Source organism: Arcticibacter tournemirensis, from assembly GCF_006716645.1.
GTDB classification, from domain to species: domain Bacteria; phylum Bacteroidota; class Bacteroidia; order Sphingobacteriales; family Sphingobacteriaceae; genus Arcticibacter; species Arcticibacter tournemirensis.
On sequence record NZ_VFPL01000001.1, the window covers coordinates 2203592 to 2224933 of the forward strand.

A 21342-nucleotide genomic window follows, 5' to 3' on the forward strand; every position below is an offset into this window, starting at 1 on the left:
ATGAAAACAATAAAGAGTTATATCAAATATTTGGTACTGGCGATGTCTGTTATGGTAACGGCCTCCTGTACGAAGCTTGACGAGAATATATACAGCAAACTGGAAACAGGGAATTTTTACAATAATAAAAATGAAGTGTTATCAGCTGTTCTGAGACCTTACACTCATGCAAACGCTTGGATCACACCGGGGCAGAACGGATGGTGGCGGATCAGTGAATTGTCATCAGACCTTTTATCATGGCCCCAAAAGGGGAGACATGGTTATGACGACGGAAAATGGATCAGAGATCATTACCATACCTGGATCTATGATGATGAAGCAGTTTGGGAGCCATGGAGATTAATGTGGTGGGGGCTCGGCTTATGTAACGATCCTATCGAGAATCTCGAACGGCGGGAAGCTGCAGAAATGGGAATTACACAGGAAGAGAAGGACGCTTATATCGGGGAAATGAAGCTGCTTAGGGCTTTTCATCATATGAGACTGATGGATCTCTGGGGTAATATTCCAATTGTTACTGTTGTTGGTGAGAAAGATCCTCCTACTAAGCCAAGGACGGAAGTCTTTAATTTCATAGAAAAGGAGATCCTCGAAAACATGGAAAACCTTCCAAACCTTTCGTCAAACAATATAGGACGGATCTCGAAAGCCGCCGCATATGGCATGCTGGTAGAGCTGTATCTGAATGCGGAAGTTTGGACAGGTACGGCCCGCTGGGACGACTGCATTACGTACTGTAATAAGCTGATCAACAATGAAGCGGGCGGACAGTCAGGCGCGATGGCGCTAGACCCCACGATTACCGCTACTTACAATAATACAAATGATAAGTCAAAAGAGATCATTTTTTCGATTGCATATAAATTCAGAGACGGCATTGGCTGGAAGCCGCAGTGGACGGGCGATTTTTATCATTTTAACCAACGGTTTATTTATGGCGGTGAGCATGATGGGAATGACGGCGTTGTAGTAAATCCGGGTGTTTGGGACCAGTATTATAAGAATACGGATATGAGAAAAGAATCCTGGTTCTTACATGGTCGTCAAACTCCTTATGATCCCTCGAAGCCAGTTTTGGGAACCGAGGAGTATCGCGGACAGCCGCTGGAATTTGTTGATAATATCCGTCGTAACAGTGAAGGCAGCACACGGTCTGACATGACGCAGGGTGAAGAAAACAGTGGATACAGGTTTAATAAGTATAAGCCGGGGGCGTCTACAGACCCGAATTATATGAGTAATGACTGGGCTATATACCGGTTGACGTGGGTTTATTTTGCAAAAGCTGAAGCCATTATGAGAAAGAATGGCGGAACAGCAAACGCTGAGGCTGTGGACCTGATCAATACTTGTAAACGCCGTGCATTTTCTGCAGCTGACTGGCCTGCTGAGGCTTATACAACGTCGACATTGACAATAAATGAGTTATTTAATGAGCGGACCCGTGAGTTTTTCTTTGAAGGATGGCGCCGGCAGGATCTTATCCGGTTTGGGCGATTCCTCACTGCTGAGTGGTGGGATCATAAGCCCTCGCTGCAGGAACATTTGAAATTGATGCGTGTTCCCGACAGGCAAATACAGCTGAATCCGAATTTGAAACAGAATCCGGGATATAACTAAATATAAAAGAGCCTCTGCACGCTGCAGGGGCTCTTTATTGATTAGAGATTTTCTGACTTCCGGCTTTGACATTTTTATTGACCGTGAATATGAAACCAATGCCATACACGTTGTCTATACTTACTGTCGAAGAAAATTTGAGCAGTTTTCGGAGCCTGGAAATGAAGACGTCGAGGCTGCGTCCCAGGAAATAGTCGTTTTGGCCCCATAGCTGAATCAGGATGAATTCACGTTTCAATATCTTATTTGGATGGCTGCAAAGGTATTCAAGTAGCTCCGCTTCCCGTAAGGTTATTGAATCGGGCTTTCTTCCAGCAATAGTAAGGGTAAGAAGGTCTTTCTTCAGGATGATGTCACCAATGGATACATTATCCTCAGAGTCATCCTCTACGTTGAGAGCATTATGAGTCTGCGAGTTTCGTCTAAGGATATTCTTAATACGCAGTATGAACTCTTCTATATCGAACGGCTTGCATATGTAATCATCCGCACCTATCTTCAATCCAAGCAACCGATCCTGCTTTTCATTCCGGGCAGTTAAGAAAAGGAAGGATGTTTCCTGATTGAGTTGTTGGATTCGTTTTGCGAGATCAAAACCGCTTATGTCAGGTAACTGGATATCAATGATAAGAAGATCGAACTTACCCTTATGAGTTGTAAATTCGGCAAAAGCGCTGTTGCCATTAGTACACCATGTTACTTCAAAACCCATAATCTCGAGGTATTGTTTCACTACGTTTCCAAGGTCTGTCTCGTCTTCTATAAAAAGTAGTTTTGGTCTCATATTTTATCCAATTTGAATAATAAACTCACTCCCTATATCTTCTTTACTTATTACACCGATCTGCCAGCCGTGTGTATCTACACATTGCTTGACATAGAATAACCCTAGACCCAGGCCGGCGATTGAGCTCAGCTCATTTTTATTCCCTCTAAAGAACTTTTCAAAGATATGTTTTACATTCCTGGCGGGGATACCGATCCCATTGTCCTTTACGTGTATTTCTATGCCATTTTTGCCCGTTGTGGTTGTGACAATAATTTCTTTTTGATTTTTGTCGTTGTACTTTATAGCATTGTTGAATATATTAAATAACATCGTAGTAAACCAGAATTTATTGAGCTGTACCGGGTTAATATTTGTGCCTTTATTGAAAGAAATAGTTACAGGTTCTTCTGCAATCTTAAGACGGTAATCAAGCAGTACTTCATCTAACACTTCGTTCAGATTATACTCGTTTTTTTTCAGGGTAGCTTTGCTTGTTTTTGTAATGTCAATGACTTGCTGAAAAAGACTTTGTAATCTTAGTGTCTGACGATTAATAACTTCGGTTAAACTATGTATGTTTTCCGTTTTGGACGAAAGCTTCTCGTTTTGGAGACTCCTGTTTGCCACTAATATTGTTGATAACGGAGTGTTAAATTCATGGGTAATACTGTTGAGGAAATCAGACTTCATTTCGGCGAGCTTTTTTTGCTTCACCCAATTACGAAACGTAATATAATTTATCAGTACTACTCCCAATATGCTGATTAGGGATAAAGTAAGTGTGGGTAACATCATTTTGAATAGAATAAGGTCACGATCGGTGCGGTCAACATATAAGGAAAAGGAAAGTTGGTAACTATTCTCACTTGGCGAACTGACGGTGTAGCTTGACGTCAGATTATGACTACCGGGATGTTTTAATGTTCCGTCTATAACAACAACCTTCCTCGGGTAAAACAAAGGGCTCGTATGACCTCGTAAAGTTTGTTCACTAAACAATGGAATGTATTGATTACGTTCATCTTTGATCGTGATATCATTTATGGTTAAAAGATACTTCAGATTAGAGGGTAGATGTCCCTTTTGAACAAAAGTTTGAAACAGCCTATCCATATTAGAACGGTCTCTCATTTCTGTTATAACGGAGTCTAATAGTAACCGTGTTTCACGTTGGAAGGCGACCTTGTCCCTTTTATAAATAGTTGAAAGATCGAGCATACGCCGATTTATGAAACTATCCACGATCCTTTGTCCACCGGGATAGACCTTGTCATTCCTTATGCTAGCCGAATATAAATCATTGATCACTTGCTGCTCTTCCAGACGATATTGCTTGTTTTTGAGGCTATAAGTGTTAGATATTAATTGATATTGTACTATCAGAAGCACGAGTACACTCACAATGAGAAACACGACGTGGGTTTTAGGGGATATATTGATTCTCTTTATTTCATCCATCCGCGCTAATGCTGATTGAGATTCATTTATTAAGCCTTTTAGATGTAAATGCTCTTTACTCCTGTAAAAATAATCTTATTTGGCGGTATATGGAGAAAGTTACTTAGAAAAATGCTGCGTAGAGGAAAGTTTCGCATTATTAAGTGTTAATTATTTGTTAACACGCCATTATAAATCCATTAACAACTTTCTTTTCCCAAACCGACTAGTTTTACCTGAAACGATTTAGCAATAAATTAAATATCATCAAGGATTTTTAAAAAGGAGGTAAAAAATGAGATGATAAAGTGCAAGATTATTACGATTCAACCCCAAAACATGATTCAATTAATTCACAAAATCAACTATGATAAAAATTAGACTTTTAAACTATTTAGCGTTATGTCTGATCGTTCAGTTGTTCAGCGGACAATTGGTGTGGTCGCAGGACAAGCAGATAATTACAGTAACGGGTATTGTTAAGGATGAGCTAAACTCAACATTGCCGGGGGTAACAATAACTAATTTAAGTACGCGCAAGAGCATAAGTACAGATGAAAAAGGGAGGTTTTCTATAACTGCCAGCAGAGGCGATTCACTAGTCGCCCGTTTTATCGGTTTCCGCAATTATACTTTTGTATTCGATCGATCTATCGAATTTAATATTACACTGGTTGGCGAAGACAATAACTTAAAAGAGGTTGTTGTTGTTGGGTATGGTCAGCAGAAGAAAATCAATATGGTTGGTTCCCAGTCGACAGTTAAAATAGAAGAATTGAAACAGCCGGTAGCTAATCTAAGCGCAGCGCTTGCCGGAAGAATAGCTGGTGTTGTAGGTGTTCAAAGAACGGGCTTGCCCGGAAGTAATACTGCTGATGTTTGGATTCGTGGGATCTCGACATTTGGTTCAAATAGCGCTGGCCCGTTGATCGTTGTAGATGGAGTACAGGGCCGTAGTTTGAACGCTTTTGACCCGGAAGATATAGCTTCATTAACGATCTTAAAGGATGCTTCAGCCACTGCTGTTTACGGTGCACAAGGAGCAAACGGTGTTATCCTAATTACTACAAAAAAAGGTGTTAGTGGTAAACCAAGCCTTATGTTCAATTATAATCAGGGCTTGGTTAATTTTACAAAAGTCCCTGAGCTCACAAATGCAGAACAGTACATGCGTTTGCGCAATGAAGCAATGGTAAGTTCCGGGTTAAGCCCTGAATATAGTAATGAATATATCGAGAACACCCTTAATGGCACTGATCCAAATTTATATCCCAATGTAAATTGGATGGACGTTATATTCAAGGATGCCTCTTATAACCGACGCGCTAATTTTAGTGCGCGCGGAGGTAATGAGAATACTCAGTTCTATACATCTGTGGCATATTATGACGAAAGTAGTTTGCTCGATATGGACGAATTGCAAAGCTATAAAGCAAATTCCCGTTTTAAGAGATACAATTTTACCTCCAATATTGATATGAACTGGACAAAAACGACCAGATTTACATTGGGGGTACAGGGTTATATCACAAATACGAATTATCCGGCTGCTCAAACAGACATCAACGCTACTTCGGGAAATGACCCTGTTGCCGGCGTACAGTCAATCTTCAGCAGAGTGATGCAAACAAATCCTGTACTATATCCTCTTATGTATCCCGGTAATCTGGTTCCTGCGGTGAATCAGTCCTCTGACGCGCAACCCAATCCATATGCTTTAGCTACACAAACTGGATATATTAATAGATTTGGAAGCCAATTGTATTCCAATGCAAAGATATCTCAGGAACTTGGTTTTGTAACACCTGGGCTCGCGGCACATGCCATGTTTTCCTTTGATACTTATAACTCTCATACTATTGCAAGAAGGCGAACGCGAACTACATATGCTATTGATCGCGCAGATCCTTATGATGATGACGGATCTCTTAATATGGTTGTTTTGTCAAATGGGTCGGATAATCTAGGCTATCAGAGAACGAATGGCGGGGATCGGCAGCTCTATTTCGAAGGAGGTTTCAATTACAACAGACAATTCGGAAAACATAATGTGACTGGCCTTTTATTATATACTCAGACTGACCAAACCGCTGCTTTTGCCGGTGATCTTACGGGCTCTTTGCCATTTCGTACGCAGCGTCTCGTCGGCCGTGCTAATTATCTTTTTAACGACCGTTATGCTGCCGAGTTTAATTTTGCTTATGATGGATCTGAGAATTTCGTGCCCAGTCGTCGGTATGGATTCTTTCCATCTTTCGGTGTGGGATGGATACTGTCGAACGAAAGCTTTTTCGAACCTCTTCGGGATGCCTTTCAAACTGTTAAGTTCAGATATTCTAATGGTATAACAGGTTCAGGTGGAGGTGGTCGCCGTTTTGGTTTTATGACTATTGTTACAACAGGGGCAAATGGCTATTCATTCTATAATCCTTTAACCGGTAACATCAGTTATGGGGGAGTAGCTATATCAGATTATGGCTACGACGTTACCTGGGCAGAGTCGCATAAGCAGGATATTGGTCTAGATATAACGACGCTGAAGAGCAAATTGAATATTACACTGGATTGGTTTAAGGAACATCGTACAGGTGTTTTTCTTCAACGTGCAAGTTTACCCAATTATTTAGGGCTTCAGAATCAGCCATACGGAAACCTGGGCGTCATAGACAATCAGGGCCTAGACGGAAGTGTAGCCTTGGATGGGTATAAAATTGGTCAGACAACATGGTCTTTCAATGGCACATTTACATACAGTAGAAATAAGCTGATCGATAATGATGCGCCTAAACAACTTTATCCTTATCTTGAAAGAAGGGGGCGTAATTCATTAGCCACCTTTGGCTATGTGGCTGATGGGTTGTTTCAGAGTCAAGGAGAAATCGACAATCATGCAGACCAATCAGCTCTTGGTTCACAGCGTCCGGGAGATATCAGGTACAAAGACTTAAACGGGGATGGGGTGATAAACACCTATGACCAGACGAAGATCGGTAATGGAGATGTGCCTAATCTGGTTTATGGTTTTGGTTTCAATGTTAGCTATAAGAAGTTTTATGTAGGCGCCTTTTTTCAGGGTGTTAATGGCGCGGAGAGGCTTTTGTCTGGAGATGGAATTATTCCCTTCAATAATAGTACTGGACCTGAAAGAAGTAATCTATATGCCGCAGCTGAATCAAGATGGACAGAAGAGAACCCTTCTCAGGATGTTTTTTATCCACGCCTGGGTTATGGAAATTCCGTGAATAAGAATAACGCCGTAGCATCAACGTGGTGGATAAAAGATATCGACTTTATACGCTTAAAAACTGTAGATTTAGGATATTACCTACCTACTGGAAAGATGAGCACCATGGGAATTAAGAATGCTCGCATTTATTTTCAGGGTGTAAACCTTCTATATTGGAGTAAGTTTAAGCTTTGGGATCCTGAGCTGAACAGTTCGAACGGTTCCTCGTATCCTAACATCCGAACGTACTCAATTGGTTTACAGGCGAACTTTTAGCAAGGATTAGAAAGGAAGCTAGATTAATAATCTAAAAGATCAGCTAAACGAAACAACGATAAAAAAATGAAAACGAAAATATTATCTATAATACTTGCTGGTGGACTTTTTGTATCCAGCGGATGCTCCGACTTCCTCGATCAAATTCCGGACAACGTGCTGACTGTGGAGGATATATTCAAGTCAAAGGATTACGTGGATGATTACCTTACGCAGATTTACGCCAATATACCAAATGAACTTTCTCAGCGTCTGGGCGAACAATTTTCAGGTCCCTGGACAGCCGGCTCAGACGAGGCAAAGTATAACTGGGACTTTAATTATGCTAATAATCTCAACCGGAGTACGTGGGCAACTACTGATGGAACCGTATCGAATCTATGGAATAATTTCTACAAATCGATCCGTAATGCTACCGATTTTATTGATAAAATAGACGGAGCGAACGAGGCGGAAGTAAATACAGCTATGAAATCAAGGTACAAAGCCGAGGCGAGAGCTCTTCGTGCAATGTACTATTATTGGCTGGTACGTATTTATGGACCGGTGCCGATGGTGAATAAAGTTTTGCCTGTCGACGCTCCCCTTAGTGAAGTTCTCCTGCCAAGAAGTTCATTTGATGAATGTATTAGTTTTATTGTAGGTGAATTAGATCAAGCATATAATGACTTGCCAATCATACCGGTAGATGATGAATATGGTCGCATTACGAAGGGGATAGTCAAGGCATTTAAAGTTGAAGCGTTAATGTTAAACGCGAGCCCGTTGTTCAACGGCAATGCAGATATGGCTGGCTTAGTCAATAAAGACGGCAAGCAATTGATTAACCAAAGCTATGATGCTAACAAGTGGAAAGCCGCGGCAGATGCCGCAAAGGAGTTTTTGGATCTTTTTGTTCCTGTCACCTATGATCTTTACGTAGATCCCAGTACTACCTCAGATCCTTTTATAAAGGCATATTTGTCTACAAGAAATGTTATGTCGGCTGAATGGAATAAGGAATGGATCTTTGCTCGTCCGAAATCTATGAATCGGTCAGAATACGATAAAACACCAAAACATGTAGGCTATACGACCGCAGTGCAAGGCGCCGGTGCGCTCGGGGCAACTCAAAAGATGGTTGACGCTTATTTTATGGCTAACGGCCTTTCTATCGGAAACCAGAGTTCAGGCTATCAGTCAACAGGATCTTCGGATTTTAAAGCGCCTTTTGATGTAAAAGCAAGGTCCACTTATAATCAATGGATTAATAGGGAACCACGTTTCTATGTTGGAATTACATATAACAGGAGTTACTGGTTATTTCAGGGTTCCAACACAAGCGAAGTTGTATCGGTAATGGAACTGTCAGGAAATTCCGGCAGGAAGCAGAGTACATCGGATGTATCTCCGACGGGCTACATAGTGCGAAAAAATGTAGTTGGAAATAGTAATGACAGGGGTAATGTACAGCTACGCCTTGCCCAGATTTATCTTGATTATGCGGAAGCGCTAAATGAATATGATCCCGGTAATTCAAATATTCTTAAGTATCTTAACCTGATCCGTGAACGCGCCGGGATTCCTACCTATGGTTCTGGTCAGGGCCAGATTTCCGTACCGGCTACTCAGTCGCTGATGCGTGAAGCAATCCGTAAAGAACGTCAGGTTGAGTTAGCTTTTGAAAATGTGCGATATTTCGATGCCCGCCGTTGGAAAATTGCTTCGACTGAATTTGCCGGGGAAGTCTATGGAATGAACATGTTTGGCGATGGGAACGCCTTTTATGGGAAAACGTTAATTGAAACCAGGACATTCAGGCAAAGAGACTACTTGTGGCCCATACCAAACGATGAGATACTTAAAAATGAATTGATGGTTCAAAATCCTGGGTGGTAATAACTATTGGAAATAAAATATCCAAAAAAGGTAACTATTGTAAAATGACAATTATAGCAAAAATGTATAATATAAAATGGATGACCTGCCGCTTGCTACTGCTAACCGTTGTATTAACTGTCTTGGGTAGCGGATGTTTAAAGGACGACGAGTATTCAGTAGATAATGAAGGTACAATCTATATGTCGCAGGCATATCAAAATAGGGCTGCTTTAACTCTTTATGATATTGATTCGATTCAGGATATCAATTTCGGTGCATCATATGGAGGTTTGAGGGCTGCAGCATCCGACATTACCGTATCATTTCAAGTAGATGAGAGTTTGATAGCTGATTACAATCAGAGAAACGGGACGAATTTTATAGCGTTTCCTCATGCATCGTATACTATTCCAGATTTAAATAGCGTAATCAGGAGTGGTAAAATCGATTCCGATCCATTGAAGATAAAAGTAGATGCGAAGCAACTGGAATTGGGACGTGCGTATATGATCCCGGTTAGAATGATCAGTGCCGGCGGGGGAACTCCAGACCCTAATCTTTCAATAGCCTATTTTCGCATCGATTCGCTGGTGCGTCGTGAGCGCGATATTACTGCACAGGCAGCACTGTCTGTAAGTAACGAAAATAATGGCGGTGCCGGTGCTGGTGAAGGATCTCCGAAGCTGGTAGACGGCGACGCGTCGACTAAATATCTGACACAAACGTATGTTTCCGGAATGTGGTTTCAGCTTAAATTTCCAACAGCAAAGCCGGTAGGTGCTTACACCTTTATTTCTGGTAATGATGCGCATACTCGTGATCCAAAAACCTGGAGATTGGAAGCATCTAGTGATGGTTCGAATTGGGTGATGTTGGATCGTCGTGTAGATCAGGTATTTAACAGCTTCACAGAAACCCGTCGATTTGAAATTGATAATGAGGTCCCTTACAGTTACTACCGGGTTGTACTTGAAGCTAACAATGGATCCAGCATCTTCCAAATGAGTGAATGGCGGGTAATTGAATACTACTAAATTATAAAGACCGCGGGATGATGTCTGCGGTCTTTTTTACAACTTAAGATTTATTTATGCTTAAAAGGTTATTACTAATTGCCTTACCTCTTACACTGTGTACAGCGTTGAGCAGTAAGGCTCAGAAAAACTGGAATGATATTGATTTGACTAATGCCACATCAGTTGATACGATAAAGGAAGGTAAATATTCACTAATCTTTATTGATAAATCTCCCGATCTGAATCCTGAGGTAAAGAGTCGACTGATTACGACTTTTTTTACTGTTTATCCGAAGGAAGCAAAAAAATATAATAAGAAGACAACACGGAAAGTTATATTCTTTTTTGATCCGGAATATGATGGAGTTGCAGCTGCCGGAGGCGGTATCATTCGCTTTAATCCTGAATGGTTCAGGAAGAATCCGAATGATATAGATGTGGTTACTCATGAAGTAATGCATCTTGTTCAGAGTTATCCCGGTGATGCAGGACCAGGTTGGATCACTGAGGGTATCGCTGATTATGTCCGCTTTACAATGGGAGTAAGTAATGCCGCTGCCAACTGGAAGTTACCCGAGTATACCAGCAAGCAATCCTATACTGATGCCTACCGTGTCACTGCCCGCTTTTTTTACTGGGTTGAGAAAAAGGGAAATAAAGGGCTTGTAAAGAAACTCGACGATGTTATGAGAAAAGGGACTTACACAAATGGGTTCTGGTTGAAGGAAACCGGTAAAACGATTGATGAACTCTGGAAGGACTATTCCGAATCACCTGCGTTGCCGAAATAGAAAAGCTTATCTTCAGATCATCCGACGGTAAAGCTGTTCTATCTTTATGTCGATGCTTTAGAGAAATCGCAAGATTTCTTGTGTAGGTACTTAATTTAGTATCTTCAATAAATATCACGGCGGATTAAAGTAACAAATATCCAAAGGAGTAATTTACCAACATATACTCAATCTTTTGAAAGCTAATAAGTCGTTAACTCTAATAATAGTTGTTTTCTTGCTGATTCAAATGGGTGGAAGAGCTTTCGCACAGGCAGTTCCGAACAGCAGAAAACAATTGTCGGAACGGCAACAAGAATTTGTTGACCTTGCATTCGGCATGTTCATCCATTATAATATTCCGACCTATATGGAAGATGACTGGGCAGATCCGGACGCTTCACCTGCCATCTTTAATCCTAAAAAGCTTAACACCGACCAATGGGCGGCAGCGGCTAAATCGGCAAATATGAGCTACGGCTGTCTGACGACTAAACATCACAGTGGTTTTGCCATTTGGGACACCAAAACGACTCCGTATAACGTGATGAACAGTCCGCTAAAGAAGGATGTGGTAAGAGAATATGTAAATTCTTTCAGGAAAGCCGGGCTGGGTGTGATGCTATATTATTCGATCCTGGATACGCATCATAAGCTGAGGCAGGGACATATTACGCCTGCGCATATTCAGTTTGTGAAGGACCAGCTGACAGAGCTGCTGACAAATTACGGGAAGATTGAGGCACTGATCATCGACGGGTGGGATGCTCCCTGGTCGAGGATCTCTTATGATACGGTCCCGTTTGAGGAGATCTACAGGCTGATCAAAACGTTGCAGCCTGAGTGCCTGGTGACGGATCTTAATTCGGCTAAGTATCCCGGAGATTTCCTGTTTTATTCGGACATCAAATCGTACGAACAGAACGCAGGACAGCATATCTCCAAAGAGAACAATAAACTGCCGGCGATGTCGTGCCTTCCGCTTCAGGCCAACTGGTTCTGGAAAAGTTCTTTCCCCCAGACTCCTGTAAAGGATGCGGATAAGCTGGTCAATGATAATCTTGTTCCCTTTAACAGTGCCTACTGTAACTTCATGCTGAATGTGGCGCCCAACAGGGATGGTTTGATCGATGAAAATGCCCTTGCTGCTCTTAAGAGGATGGGAGAATTGTATAAAAGACCAGCGCATCTGCCGAAGGTACCGGTGGCGACAGCGCCCATTATATCGTCTAACCTGGCAAAAAAATGTGCCGTGAACGGAAGCTGGAGCAATGATATGTGGCTGATGGATTTTGCTGTGGATGACGATTATGGTACGAATTGGTTATCACATCCATCGGTTAAGCAGCCATGGTTGGAATTTGACCTCGGGAGTGAGAAGGCGTTTAATACGGTTGTGATCACTGAGAATTCTCCTAATGTTTCGGCGTATTCCATTGAATATTTTTCGGGAGGGAAGTGGTACCCTCTGCTGAACGGAAGTCAAAGGGAGCGTATTAAGGTGAACCGCTTTGACCGGGTGTGGGGAAGTAAGATCAGATTCAATATGAAAGATTTTCGTAAGGCTCCGGAGATTGCGGAATTCGGAGTATATAACGAAAGGCGGTAGAGATGTGAGAAGGAGAGTATCCTGCATCTGTTGGTGTTGAAGAAGGCGTCCTGGTTAATCAGGACGCCTTCTTTTGTTATTTCGGACTCGTCTGCTTTCAATGCAAATTTCGCTTGGCGATTATGGACGAGTTGTTGTAAATGGCTCGGATTGTGCATGATTTAAGCTCTAAACCATATCAGTATACGCTTTTAGGGGTACAGGAATTTTTAGTTATACCTTAGAGATGATGTTTTTTAAAAAGGGGAAGTGTTTAGTGAGCGAGACAGACAGAAGTTCAATTATGTATAAACAAAAGGGGCATCTCAAAATAAACTGAGATGCCCCTTTTGTTTACGCTCCTGAAGATTAATTAAATGCACTGTTCAGTGGTCTGGCATCTGCACTTACTCCCCATTTTTTATTCGGTTGCGGGCCCATGGTGAATTCCAGGGTTCCGCCTTTTACAATATCCTGGTGGGTAATGTAGGTTTTGTTATAGCTCTTGCCGTTGAGTTTTACCGATTGTATGTACACGTTCTTCTTTGAAGGGTTTTTAGTGGTTACGGTAAAGTCTTTTCCGGGAAGGTGGATGACTGCTTTGGGCAATACCGGGGAGCCAATGGCATAGATGCTGTTGGCCGGGTTGACGGGGTAGAAGCCCATTGCGCTGAAGATATACCAGGAGCTCATTTGGCCGCAGTCTTCGTTGCCGGAATAGCCGGAAAAAGAGTTGTTGTAGAGTTCGTTGAGTACCTGGGCAACGTAGGCTTGTGTTTTCCATGGCTGGCCTGCGTAATTGTACAGGTAGGCGGCGTGATGGCTGGGCTCATTTCCATGGGCATACTGGCCGATAAAGCCGGAGGCATTGCCGTTCACTTCGCCGGGGAGATCCTTAAGTGTAAAAAACTGATCGAGTTTGGCAATAAATGCTTTGTCGCCGCCTACGAGGCTGATCAGGCCTTTTACATCCTGGGGCACATACCAGAAATACTGCCATGCATTTCCTTCGGTGTAGGGATTGCCGCCGTTTCCGCCGTACTGCAGGGGATTGAAGGGGGAAACCCACTTGCCGTCGTCGTTCTTAGCACGGAAGAAGCCGGTTTGTGAGTCGTACAGGTTCTTATAATACATGGATCTTGCCATGAAGTAGGTATAGTCTTCCGTCTTGTTTAGCTTTTTTGCCAGCTGGGCCACGCACCAGTCGTCATAGGCCATTTCCAGTGTAATGGAGACCGATTGTGACTGCTGGTTTTCGGGCATGAAGTGGTATTTGTTCCAGAGATCGAAAGGTGAACCTGGATGGGTCCTTACGGAGGATCCTTTGACTGCTTCATATGCTTTGCCGATATCGAAACCTTTGAGTCCTTTCAGGGCTGCGTCTACGATTACAGGAATGGCATGGTTGCCGATCATGCAATAGTTTTCGTCACCCCAAAGCTGCCAGATGGGAAGATATCCGTAGGTGTCGTACTGGCGGAACATGCTGTTGATAAAATCAGCGGTACGTTCCGGTTGAATTAACGTATATAAAGGATGTGCTGCCCTATAAGTATCCCAAAGCGAGAACGTAGAATAATGTTTTTTGTCATCTGCTTTCCGGATAGTGAAGTCGGTTGCCTGGTATTCACCGTTCACATCGGCCATATTATTTGGCTGGGTGAAGGCGTGATAGAGTCCGGTATAGAAGATTTGCTTCTGTTCTTTAGTACCGTCGATATGGATCTTTTGCAGCTCCTGTTCCCATTTGCTGTCGGCCTGACTGACTACTTTCTCGAAGTCCCAGCCTGAGATTTCCTGGTCCATGTTCATTTTTGCGTTTTCAAGGCTGACAGGAGAAAGCCCGACTTTTACAAGGAGGGGTTCTTTGTTGTTTTCTCCGAAATTGAGTACCGACTTAATGTTCGTGCCGTTTACAAATACTTCGTTTTCATAAACCTTCTGTCCGTTGATCATTTTGTGGCTGCTGAATGGTCTTGAAAACTCGGCACGGAAATATATCTTCCTCATTTTCGCCCAGCCGGTCAGGATCCTGTAGCCTTCAATAGTCTTGTTATCGATCACTCTCAATTCGGCCCCTATAATCTTACATGACCAGTAAGACCTCTTTTTATTGAGCGAATGGTTCATATCGATAATGACCTGAGACTTTGCCCCGGAAGGGAAAGTATAGCGGTGAAAACCTGTATGCTCGGTTGCGGTCAGCTCGGCATTCACATTGTAGTCCGCCAGCTTCACCTGGTAATATCCGGGCCTGGCGGATTCTTCGCTATGTGAGAACCTGGACCTGTAGCCGCTGCCTGGTTTGCCAGCTTCCCCCGGAACTGTTTTAACTTCGCCAGTAGCCGGCATAAAAAGAACGTCGAACAGATCGGCTACCCCGGTACCGCTGAGGTGGGTATGACTAAAACCTACGATAGTCTTGTCATTGTGATCGTATCCGGACGCAGGGTTGTCCGGGTTATCCTGTGTGTCGGGGCTGAGTTGTACAAAACCGAATGGTACTGTTGCACCCGGAAAGTTACTGCCCGATAAGCTAGAGGAGTCTACTGCTCCCGTGCCTATAAAGGGATTAACAAAGGATGTAAGTTTTTGAGCTTTTAGCGCAATACAAATTAGCGCCAAAACAAACATTATCGGAATGGTTTTTTTTAACATTTGATTTTAGAGTTAGTTGAATGACAATACAACGTTACATATATTTAACTTTATTAGCTAAATCGTTTTTAAATATATTTGTTAACGTATTGTTAACGTTATTAGGACCTGTAATAACGTGTTATGCGAATAGCAGAAGGGGTTGTGCTGGCAGAGCCTGATGGAGACGGGTATGATAAATGTATCCACAGATGGCAGGAATATTGTTTTGCTAAAACGTTTTAATTATTTTTGATTGTTGACCTGATCTTGTTAGACGTATAAAGAGACAAGATCCTTTTAGAAACCAATTATGTACAGGAAAACAGCACTCTATTTTATTTTGCCTATTGCCGCACTGTTTGTATTTATGAAGAATCCTGACGATGGAGGTAAAGGCAAGAAGCGGGAAAAAACGGCATTTCAAACCTCACAACAATGGAAGCCGGTAACGGATATACGGGCTGATGTAGCCATCGTATACGGCGTTGGAGGCAATCCATCGGATAAGGTAAAAGGCAAGACTTTTGAGGAACGCGTGCAATCATGGTGTGATAAAGGGTATACTGCCCATTTTATGACTGGGATTGCCTGGGGTGAGTATCAGGATTATTTCACAGGGAAATGGGATGGTAAATGGCATCTTGATGAAGGGCAGGTACAGGTAAACGGCGATACGATCTGGCATGGCCGGATGGTTCCTTATATTGTGCCTACAGGCAATTTCCTTAAATACATGAAAGAGAAACATGTGAAAAGAGTGATTGATGCAGGCGTCGACGCAATCTACATGGAGGAACCGGAATTCTGGGCAAGGGCGGGATACAGCGAGGCTTTTAAAAAGGAGTGGAAGAATTACTACGGCTTCGAATGGCGCCCGCAACATGAATCGCCTGAAAATACTTACCTGGCTAATAAACTGAAATATCAATTATATTATAATGCTCTGAAAGAAGTGTTTACGTACGCAAAAGAGTATGGGAAAAGCAAGGGTATGAATGTCCGCTGTTATGTTCCTACTCATTCGCTTGTTAATTATTCTCAGTGGATGATAGTTAGTCCTGAAGCAAGTCTGGCTTCACTGGATTGTGTGGACGGATATATTGCGCAGGTTTGGACCGGCACTTCGCGTGAACCTAACTATTTCAACGGATCAGCAAAAGAGAGGGTATTTGAGACCGCCTTTTTGGAGTATGGCTCCATGGAATCGATGACAGCACCGACAGGACGTAAAATGTTTTTTCTTACAGACCCTATCGAGGACAGAGCGCGGGACTGGGTGGATTATAAGAAGAATTATGAAGCAACCTTTACGGCTCAGCTTCTGTATCCCAAAATTGCCAATTATGAGGTTATGCCCTGGCCTGATCGCATATATGAAGGATTATATCGTACAAGCAAAAATAGTGACGTCAGAGAGAGAATACCGAGACATTATTCTACGCAGATGCAGGTGATGATTAATACGTTGAATGACATGCCTGTTTCAGATAATAAAGTGACAGGAGCAGAGGGAATTAGTGTACTCATGGCCAATTCACTTATGTTTCAAAGGTTTCCTGTTCATGCAGGCTATGACGATCCGCAGTTGTCGAACTTTTACGGACAGGCGCTTCCCTTTTTAAAGCGGGGTGTTCCTGTAAAGGCCGTTCATTTAGAGAATGTAGGATATAAAGAATCACTTAAGGCAACTAAGGTTTTGCTGATGACCTATTCAAATATGAAGCCTTTGTCGGCAGAGGCACACAGTTTTATCGCAGCCTGGGTAAAAGATGGCGGTATACTGGTTTACAGCGGGCGGGATAGCGATCCATACCAGACCGTGCAGGAGTGGTGGAATACAGGGGACCATAGATATGCAGCTCCTTCTGATCATCTGTTCGCCAAAATGAATATGAGTGCGTCGCCAAAGGAAGGGGAGTATTCTTTTGGAAAAGGCACTGTTTATATATTGCGTTCAGATCCTAAAGAATACGTGTTGAAAGCAGGGGGGGACGAAAAGCTGATCGACGTTGTTAAAAGGATGTATGAACAAAAAGCGAAGGCGGGGGCCCTGACCTTTAAGAATAACTTCTATTTGAAAAGAGGGAACTATGATTTAGTGTCGGTTTTGAATGAAAGTGTAAGCGACAAGCCCTATATTTTAAAAGATATAGTTATAGATTTATTTGATCCGGACCTGCCGGTTCTATCCGAAAAGATAATAAAGCCCGGGCAACAGGCTTTTCTCTATAACGTAAGCCGAATCAAAAATAAAAATAAAGCGCAGGTTCTGGCGTCTGCGTCGAGGGTGGATAATGAGGTTCCTGAGAATAAAGCCTATTCATTTACCTGCAAAAGCCCCACAAAAACAACCAATAGTATGCGTGTTTTGCTGCCATCGGCACCTAAAACGACCATATTGACTGATCACAGCGGCATGCAGGTTGCCGACGTAAAAATGTCGTGGGATCCATTATCTCATACTTCTTATTTGAGTTTTGAAAATAGTCCCGAGGGGATTAACGTGAGATTTACGTGGTAAGGTAAATTGCTAAAATGTTTTAGCGAAAATCTTGCCTGTAAATTATGTGCTGGATGCAGTGAGAGCAATTGTAGAAATTGTGATAGGATTTTAAGAATTTAAGTAAGTAAAAAACGATTTATTTGCAATGCAAAGTGTTCTGTGGAATATATGCAATTAATAAACAAGCCAAGATTAATGAAAGGGTTTAAACGCTGGAATTCTAAGATTTAGCTTCCGGTCGTCCCGAATGTTTGTAAACACTTAACAGATAATATTAATGAACCAATTCAAACACACGCTATTACAGGTTTATAGCTTATTGCTATTGTGCTGCACTGTATCGGTATCTTTAGCTCAGGGACAAAAGGCCCCTGCGTATCCATTGATAACGCATGATCCCTATTTCAGCATCTGGTCATTCAGTGATCAGTTAACTGCATCGCCAACTAAACACTGGACAGGCACAGACCATTCTTTAACAGGCCTCATTCAGGTTGATGGGAAAGCATATCGTTTTTTGGGACAGGATGAGAAGTACTATCAGAGTATTGTGGCTGCTTCGGATGAAGAAAACTATAGCAGCCGGTACACCGAAATTAATCCCGGGAAGGGATGGAATACCCTGCAGTTCAATGACAGCGACTGGAAAACGGGAGCAGGCGACTTCGGGGATAATAAGGATGCGCAAACCAGATGGACAAGCAAAGATCTTTGGATGAGAAGGAAATTTTCGCTAAACGAAGCAAACTTGAGCAGTCTCTACCTGAAGATCTATCATGACGACAACGTGGAGGTGTATTTGAACGGAAGAAAGATTTATGAGAAAACAGGCTGGAACAGCAAGTTTGAGTATATTGACATAGCGAACGCGGCGGCTAAGGCAATTAAGAAAGGTGAAAATGTACTGGCTATTCATATCGCTAATACAGCAGGCGGACAATGGCTGGATGTTGGTATTGTAAAAGAGAAAGTTGCCGCAAACCTGAGTGCTATTGCAACCGCGACTCAAAAAAGTGTAAATATTACAGCGACTCAGACAACTTATACCTTCGGTTGTGGGAAAGCCGATCTGACTGTGACCTTTACCTCACCTTTGTTAATGGACGACTTGAATCTACTGTCGCGGCCGGTGTCTTATATTACATATAAGGTTAAATCGAATGACGGAGCACCTCACACAGTGAAGGTATACATGGGAGCTTCAACCGATATTGCTGTAAATACTCAGGCCCAGGCGGTTTCTGTGCAACAGTACAGTACCAATAATTTGTCAATTTTGAAAGCAGGGACTAAAAGTCAGCCGGTGTTGCAGAAAAGGGGAGATGACCTGCGGATAGACTGGGGATATATGTATGTTGCTGCTCCGTCAGCTCAGGCAGTACAGCAGTATGTAAGTCGCCCGGAGGAGGCCGTTTCCATATTTAGGTCTGGCAAAGCTGCGGGAACATCAGTGACATCCGGAGCACATCTGACACTGAGTACTGTTCTTCCTTTCGGAAAAGTTGGGAATGTGGCAAAAGAGCAGTATATCATGCTGGGTTACGATGATATTTATTCGGTACAGTATTTCGGTCAAAACCTTCGTCCATGGTGGAACCAGGATGGCAATCAAACTATCGACAAGCAGTTAGCGCTTGCAGCTGCGGAATACAAGACGGTTCTGGGTAAATGTGATGCCTTTGATAAGAAAATGTACAGCGACGCTGTAAAAGCAGGGGGAGAAAAGTATGCCGCTTTATGTAAAATAGGCTATCGTCAGAGTATTGCTGCTCATAAACTGGTTAAAAGTCCGCAGGGCGATATCCTTTTTCTTTCTAAAGAAAACTACAGCAATGGTTCGATCAATACAGTGGACGTAACTTATCCTTCAGCGCCTTTGTTTCTTATATATAATCCGGATCTGCTGAAGGGGATGTTAAACGGTATCTTCTATTACAGCGAAAGCGGAAAGTGGAAGAAGCCTTTTGCCGCGCACGACCTGGGTACTTATCCGCTTGCTAACGGACAAACCTATGGTGAAGATATGCCCGTAGAAGAATCTGGTAACATGATCATCCTGACAGCGGCCATTGCAAAAGCAGAAGGCAATGCCGAATATGCAAAGAAACACTGGCAGACGCTTTCGGTTTGGGCGGACTACCTGTTAAAAGAAGGATTTGATCCAGCGAACCAGCTTTGTACAGACGACTTTGCAGGTCATCTGGCGAGGAATACAAATCTCTCGGTAAAAGCCATCGTCGGCATAGGATGTTATGCAATGCTGGCGGAAGAGTTAGGGGAAAAGGAAACTGCCGAGAAATTCAGGAACAGTGCGAAGCAGATGGTTGCTAAATGGCAACAACTTGCAGATGACGGTGACCATTACACCCTTGTATTTGAAAAGAAGGGCACCTGGAGTCAGAAGTACAATCTTGTATGGGATAAACTGCTGGGATTAAATTTGTTTCCTAAAGAGGTGTATGCTAAAGAAGTGAAATATTACCTTACGAAGCAGAATGCATTTGGTTTGCCTCTTGATAGCCGTAAAAGCTACACAAAATCGGACTGGGTAATATGGACTTCGGTGCTTGCTGACAATCAGAAGGATTTCGAGGCAATTATGAGTCCGATGTACAAGTTTGCTACACAGACTCCTTCGAGAGTGCCTATCAGCGACTGGCATGAAACAACCAATGGAAAGATGGTGGGATTCCAGGCGCGGAGTGTAGTTGGAGGTTACTTCATTAAGATGCTTGAGGCGACTCTCGCAGGCAAAAAGAATTAATATAAAAACAGACAAAAAGGAAGCTGCCGCATGGCGGCTTTTTTTATCTGTTATGCAGAAATTACATAATTAGTCACTTTTTCTTTACACTGTTAAAAAATTGGGTTGCTAAATCGTTTTTAATATATTTGTGTAATAAATATTGCTGCTTGGACCCCTTGCTATGAAAATTCAATTCTTCTCTCCAAAATCTTTAAAGAAAGGACTAACGACAATGGTGTTGCTCCTCCATGCTTTTTCAGGCAGCATAGCTTTTGGGCAACAGTCAGAAACTTTCAAACAGAAAGGTTTTTCTCTTACTTTCATATCACAAGATAAGAGCCTGGATCCTGCATTAAAGAGCAGGATGGTTGAAACTTTTTACGAGGTTTACCCTAAACTGGTAAAAGAATTTAATAAAAAGGCACTTAAGGAAGTGGTATTTATAGTTGATACCAGTTATGAGGGGGTAGCTGCGACATCTGACGGTAAAGTAACATTCAGTTCGAATTGGCTTAAGCTTCATCCGGAAGACATAGACGTTGTTACGCATGAAGTAATGCATATTGTGCAGGACTATGGCAATACCAATGGTCCGGGGTGGCTTACAGAAGGTATTGCGGACTACGTTCGTTATAAATTCGGAGTAGATAATGCAGGCGCCCACTGGTCTTTACCTGATTATAAAGCCGGGCAGAGTTATAAGAACAGTTATCGTATCACTGCAAAGTTTTTAGACTGGCTTGAAACCGATGGCCACAAAGGGATGGTAAAGAATATGGACAAGCACTTACGGGATCATACATATTCTGACGAACTATGGAGACAGTATACTGGCCGCACACTCGACGAACTGTGGAGTAAATATACGGAGAGTCAATCCTAGCTTAA

General features: G+C 42.5%; 12 protein-coding genes. 9 read left to right on the forward strand and 3 right to left on the reverse strand.

Annotation, left to right across the window (positions count from 1 at the left end; translation table 11 throughout):
* Positions 1 to 1623, forward strand: coding sequence for a RagB/SusD family nutrient uptake outer membrane protein (locus BDE36_RS09245; RefSeq protein WP_141814641.1), 1623 nt, complete (start codon positions 1 to 3; stop codon positions 1621 to 1623).
* Between the two features lie 34 nt (positions 1624 to 1657).
* Here the strand turns inward: BDE36_RS09245 and BDE36_RS09250 are convergent, their stop codons facing one another.
* Positions 1658 to 2407 (reverse strand): response regulator transcription factor, encoded by a 750-nt coding sequence (locus BDE36_RS09250; RefSeq protein WP_141814642.1) that lies wholly within the window; start codon positions 2405 to 2407, stop codon positions 1658 to 1660.
* 3 nt (positions 2408 to 2410) lie between these two features.
* Positions 2411 to 3850, reverse strand: a complete 1440-nt coding sequence (locus BDE36_RS09255; protein WP_141814643.1) for a sensor histidine kinase — start codon at positions 3848 to 3850, stop codon at positions 2411 to 2413.
* A 346-nt stretch (positions 3851 to 4196) separates the two neighbouring features.
* Between BDE36_RS09255 and BDE36_RS09260 the strand changes: the two genes are divergently transcribed.
* The 5 genes from BDE36_RS09260 to BDE36_RS09280 all read left to right on the forward strand — a co-directional run bounded on the left by BDE36_RS09260 (position 4197) and on the right by BDE36_RS09280 (position 12586).
* The gene (locus BDE36_RS09260) at positions 4197 to 7331 is read left to right on the forward strand and encodes a SusC/RagA family TonB-linked outer membrane protein (RefSeq protein ID WP_235904480.1); all 3135 of its coding nucleotides are present in this window, start codon (positions 4197 to 4199) and stop codon (positions 7329 to 7331) included.
* A 66-nt stretch (positions 7332 to 7397) separates the two neighbouring features.
* The gene (locus BDE36_RS09265) at positions 7398 to 9209 is read left to right on the forward strand and encodes a RagB/SusD family nutrient uptake outer membrane protein (RefSeq protein ID WP_141814644.1); all 1812 of its coding nucleotides are present in this window, start codon (positions 7398 to 7400) and stop codon (positions 9207 to 9209) included.
* Positions 9210 to 9253: 44 nt separating this feature from the next.
* A complete protein-coding gene (locus BDE36_RS09270; RefSeq protein ID WP_141814645.1) occupies positions 9254 to 10225 on the forward strand; it encodes a BT_3987 domain-containing protein in 972 nt (323 codons plus the stop codon).
* A 56-nt stretch (positions 10226 to 10281) separates the two neighbouring features.
* Entirely contained in the window at positions 10282 to 10998 is a 717-nt protein-coding gene (locus tag BDE36_RS09275) for a basic secretory protein-like protein (RefSeq protein WP_141814646.1), read from the forward strand.
* A 175-nt stretch (positions 10999 to 11173) separates the two neighbouring features.
* Complete coding sequence (locus BDE36_RS09280; RefSeq protein WP_235904481.1) at positions 11174 to 12586, forward strand: alpha-L-fucosidase; 1413 nt, start codon at positions 11174 to 11176, stop codon at positions 12584 to 12586.
* Between the two features lie 348 nt (positions 12587 to 12934).
* Here the strand turns inward: BDE36_RS09280 and BDE36_RS09285 are convergent, their stop codons facing one another.
* Positions 12935 to 15223, reverse strand: coding sequence for a GH92 family glycosyl hydrolase (locus BDE36_RS09285; protein WP_141814647.1), 2289 nt, complete (start codon positions 15221 to 15223; stop codon positions 12935 to 12937).
* Between the two features lie 292 nt (positions 15224 to 15515).
* On the opposite strand from BDE36_RS09285, the gene BDE36_RS09290 reads away from it, so the two are divergent.
* The 3 genes from BDE36_RS09290 (at position 15516) to BDE36_RS09300 (ending at position 21337) form a co-directional block, all read left to right on the forward strand.
* Positions 15516 to 17726, forward strand: a complete 2211-nt coding sequence (locus BDE36_RS09290; protein ID WP_141814648.1) for a hypothetical protein — start codon at positions 15516 to 15518, stop codon at positions 17724 to 17726.
* Positions 17727 to 17985: 259 nt separating this feature from the next.
* Complete coding sequence (locus tag BDE36_RS09295; RefSeq protein ID WP_141814649.1) at positions 17986 to 20472, forward strand: glutaminase family protein; 2487 nt, start codon at positions 17986 to 17988, stop codon at positions 20470 to 20472.
* 163 nt (positions 20473 to 20635) lie between these two features.
* Positions 20636 to 21337 (forward strand): basic secretory family protein, encoded by a 702-nt coding sequence (locus tag BDE36_RS09300; RefSeq protein ID WP_235904483.1) that lies wholly within the window; start codon positions 20636 to 20638, stop codon positions 21335 to 21337.
* The last annotated feature ends 5 nt before the right edge of the window (positions 21338 to 21342 follow it).

Coding starts and splice junctions, on each gene's coding strand:
- BDE36_RS09245 (WP_141814641.1), top strand. CDS start 1: ATGAAAACAATAAAGAGTTATATCAAATATTTGGTACTGGCGATGTCT.
- BDE36_RS09250 (WP_141814642.1), bottom strand. CDS start 2,407: ATGAGACCAAAACTACTTTTTATAGAAGACGAGACAGACCTTGGAAAC.
- BDE36_RS09255 (WP_141814643.1), bottom strand. CDS start 3,850: ATGGATGAAATAAAGAGAATCAATATATCCCCTAAAACCCACGTCGTG.
- BDE36_RS09260 (WP_235904480.1), top strand. CDS start 4,197: ATGATAAAAATTAGACTTTTAAACTATTTAGCGTTATGTCTGATCGTT.
- BDE36_RS09265 (WP_141814644.1), top strand. CDS start 7,398: ATGAAAACGAAAATATTATCTATAATACTTGCTGGTGGACTTTTTGTA.
- BDE36_RS09270 (WP_141814645.1), top strand. CDS start 9,254: ATGACAATTATAGCAAAAATGTATAATATAAAATGGATGACCTGCCGC.
- BDE36_RS09275 (WP_141814646.1), top strand. CDS start 10,282: ATGCTTAAAAGGTTATTACTAATTGCCTTACCTCTTACACTGTGTACA.
- BDE36_RS09285 (WP_141814647.1), bottom strand. CDS start 15,223: ATGTTAAAAAAAACCATTCCGATAATGTTTGTTTTGGCGCTAATTTGT.
- BDE36_RS09290 (WP_141814648.1), top strand. CDS start 15,516: ATGTACAGGAAAACAGCACTCTATTTTATTTTGCCTATTGCCGCACTG.
- BDE36_RS09295 (WP_141814649.1), top strand. CDS start 17,986: ATGAACCAATTCAAACACACGCTATTACAGGTTTATAGCTTATTGCTA.
- BDE36_RS09300 (WP_235904483.1), top strand. CDS start 20,636: ATGAAAATTCAATTCTTCTCTCCAAAATCTTTAAAGAAAGGACTAACG.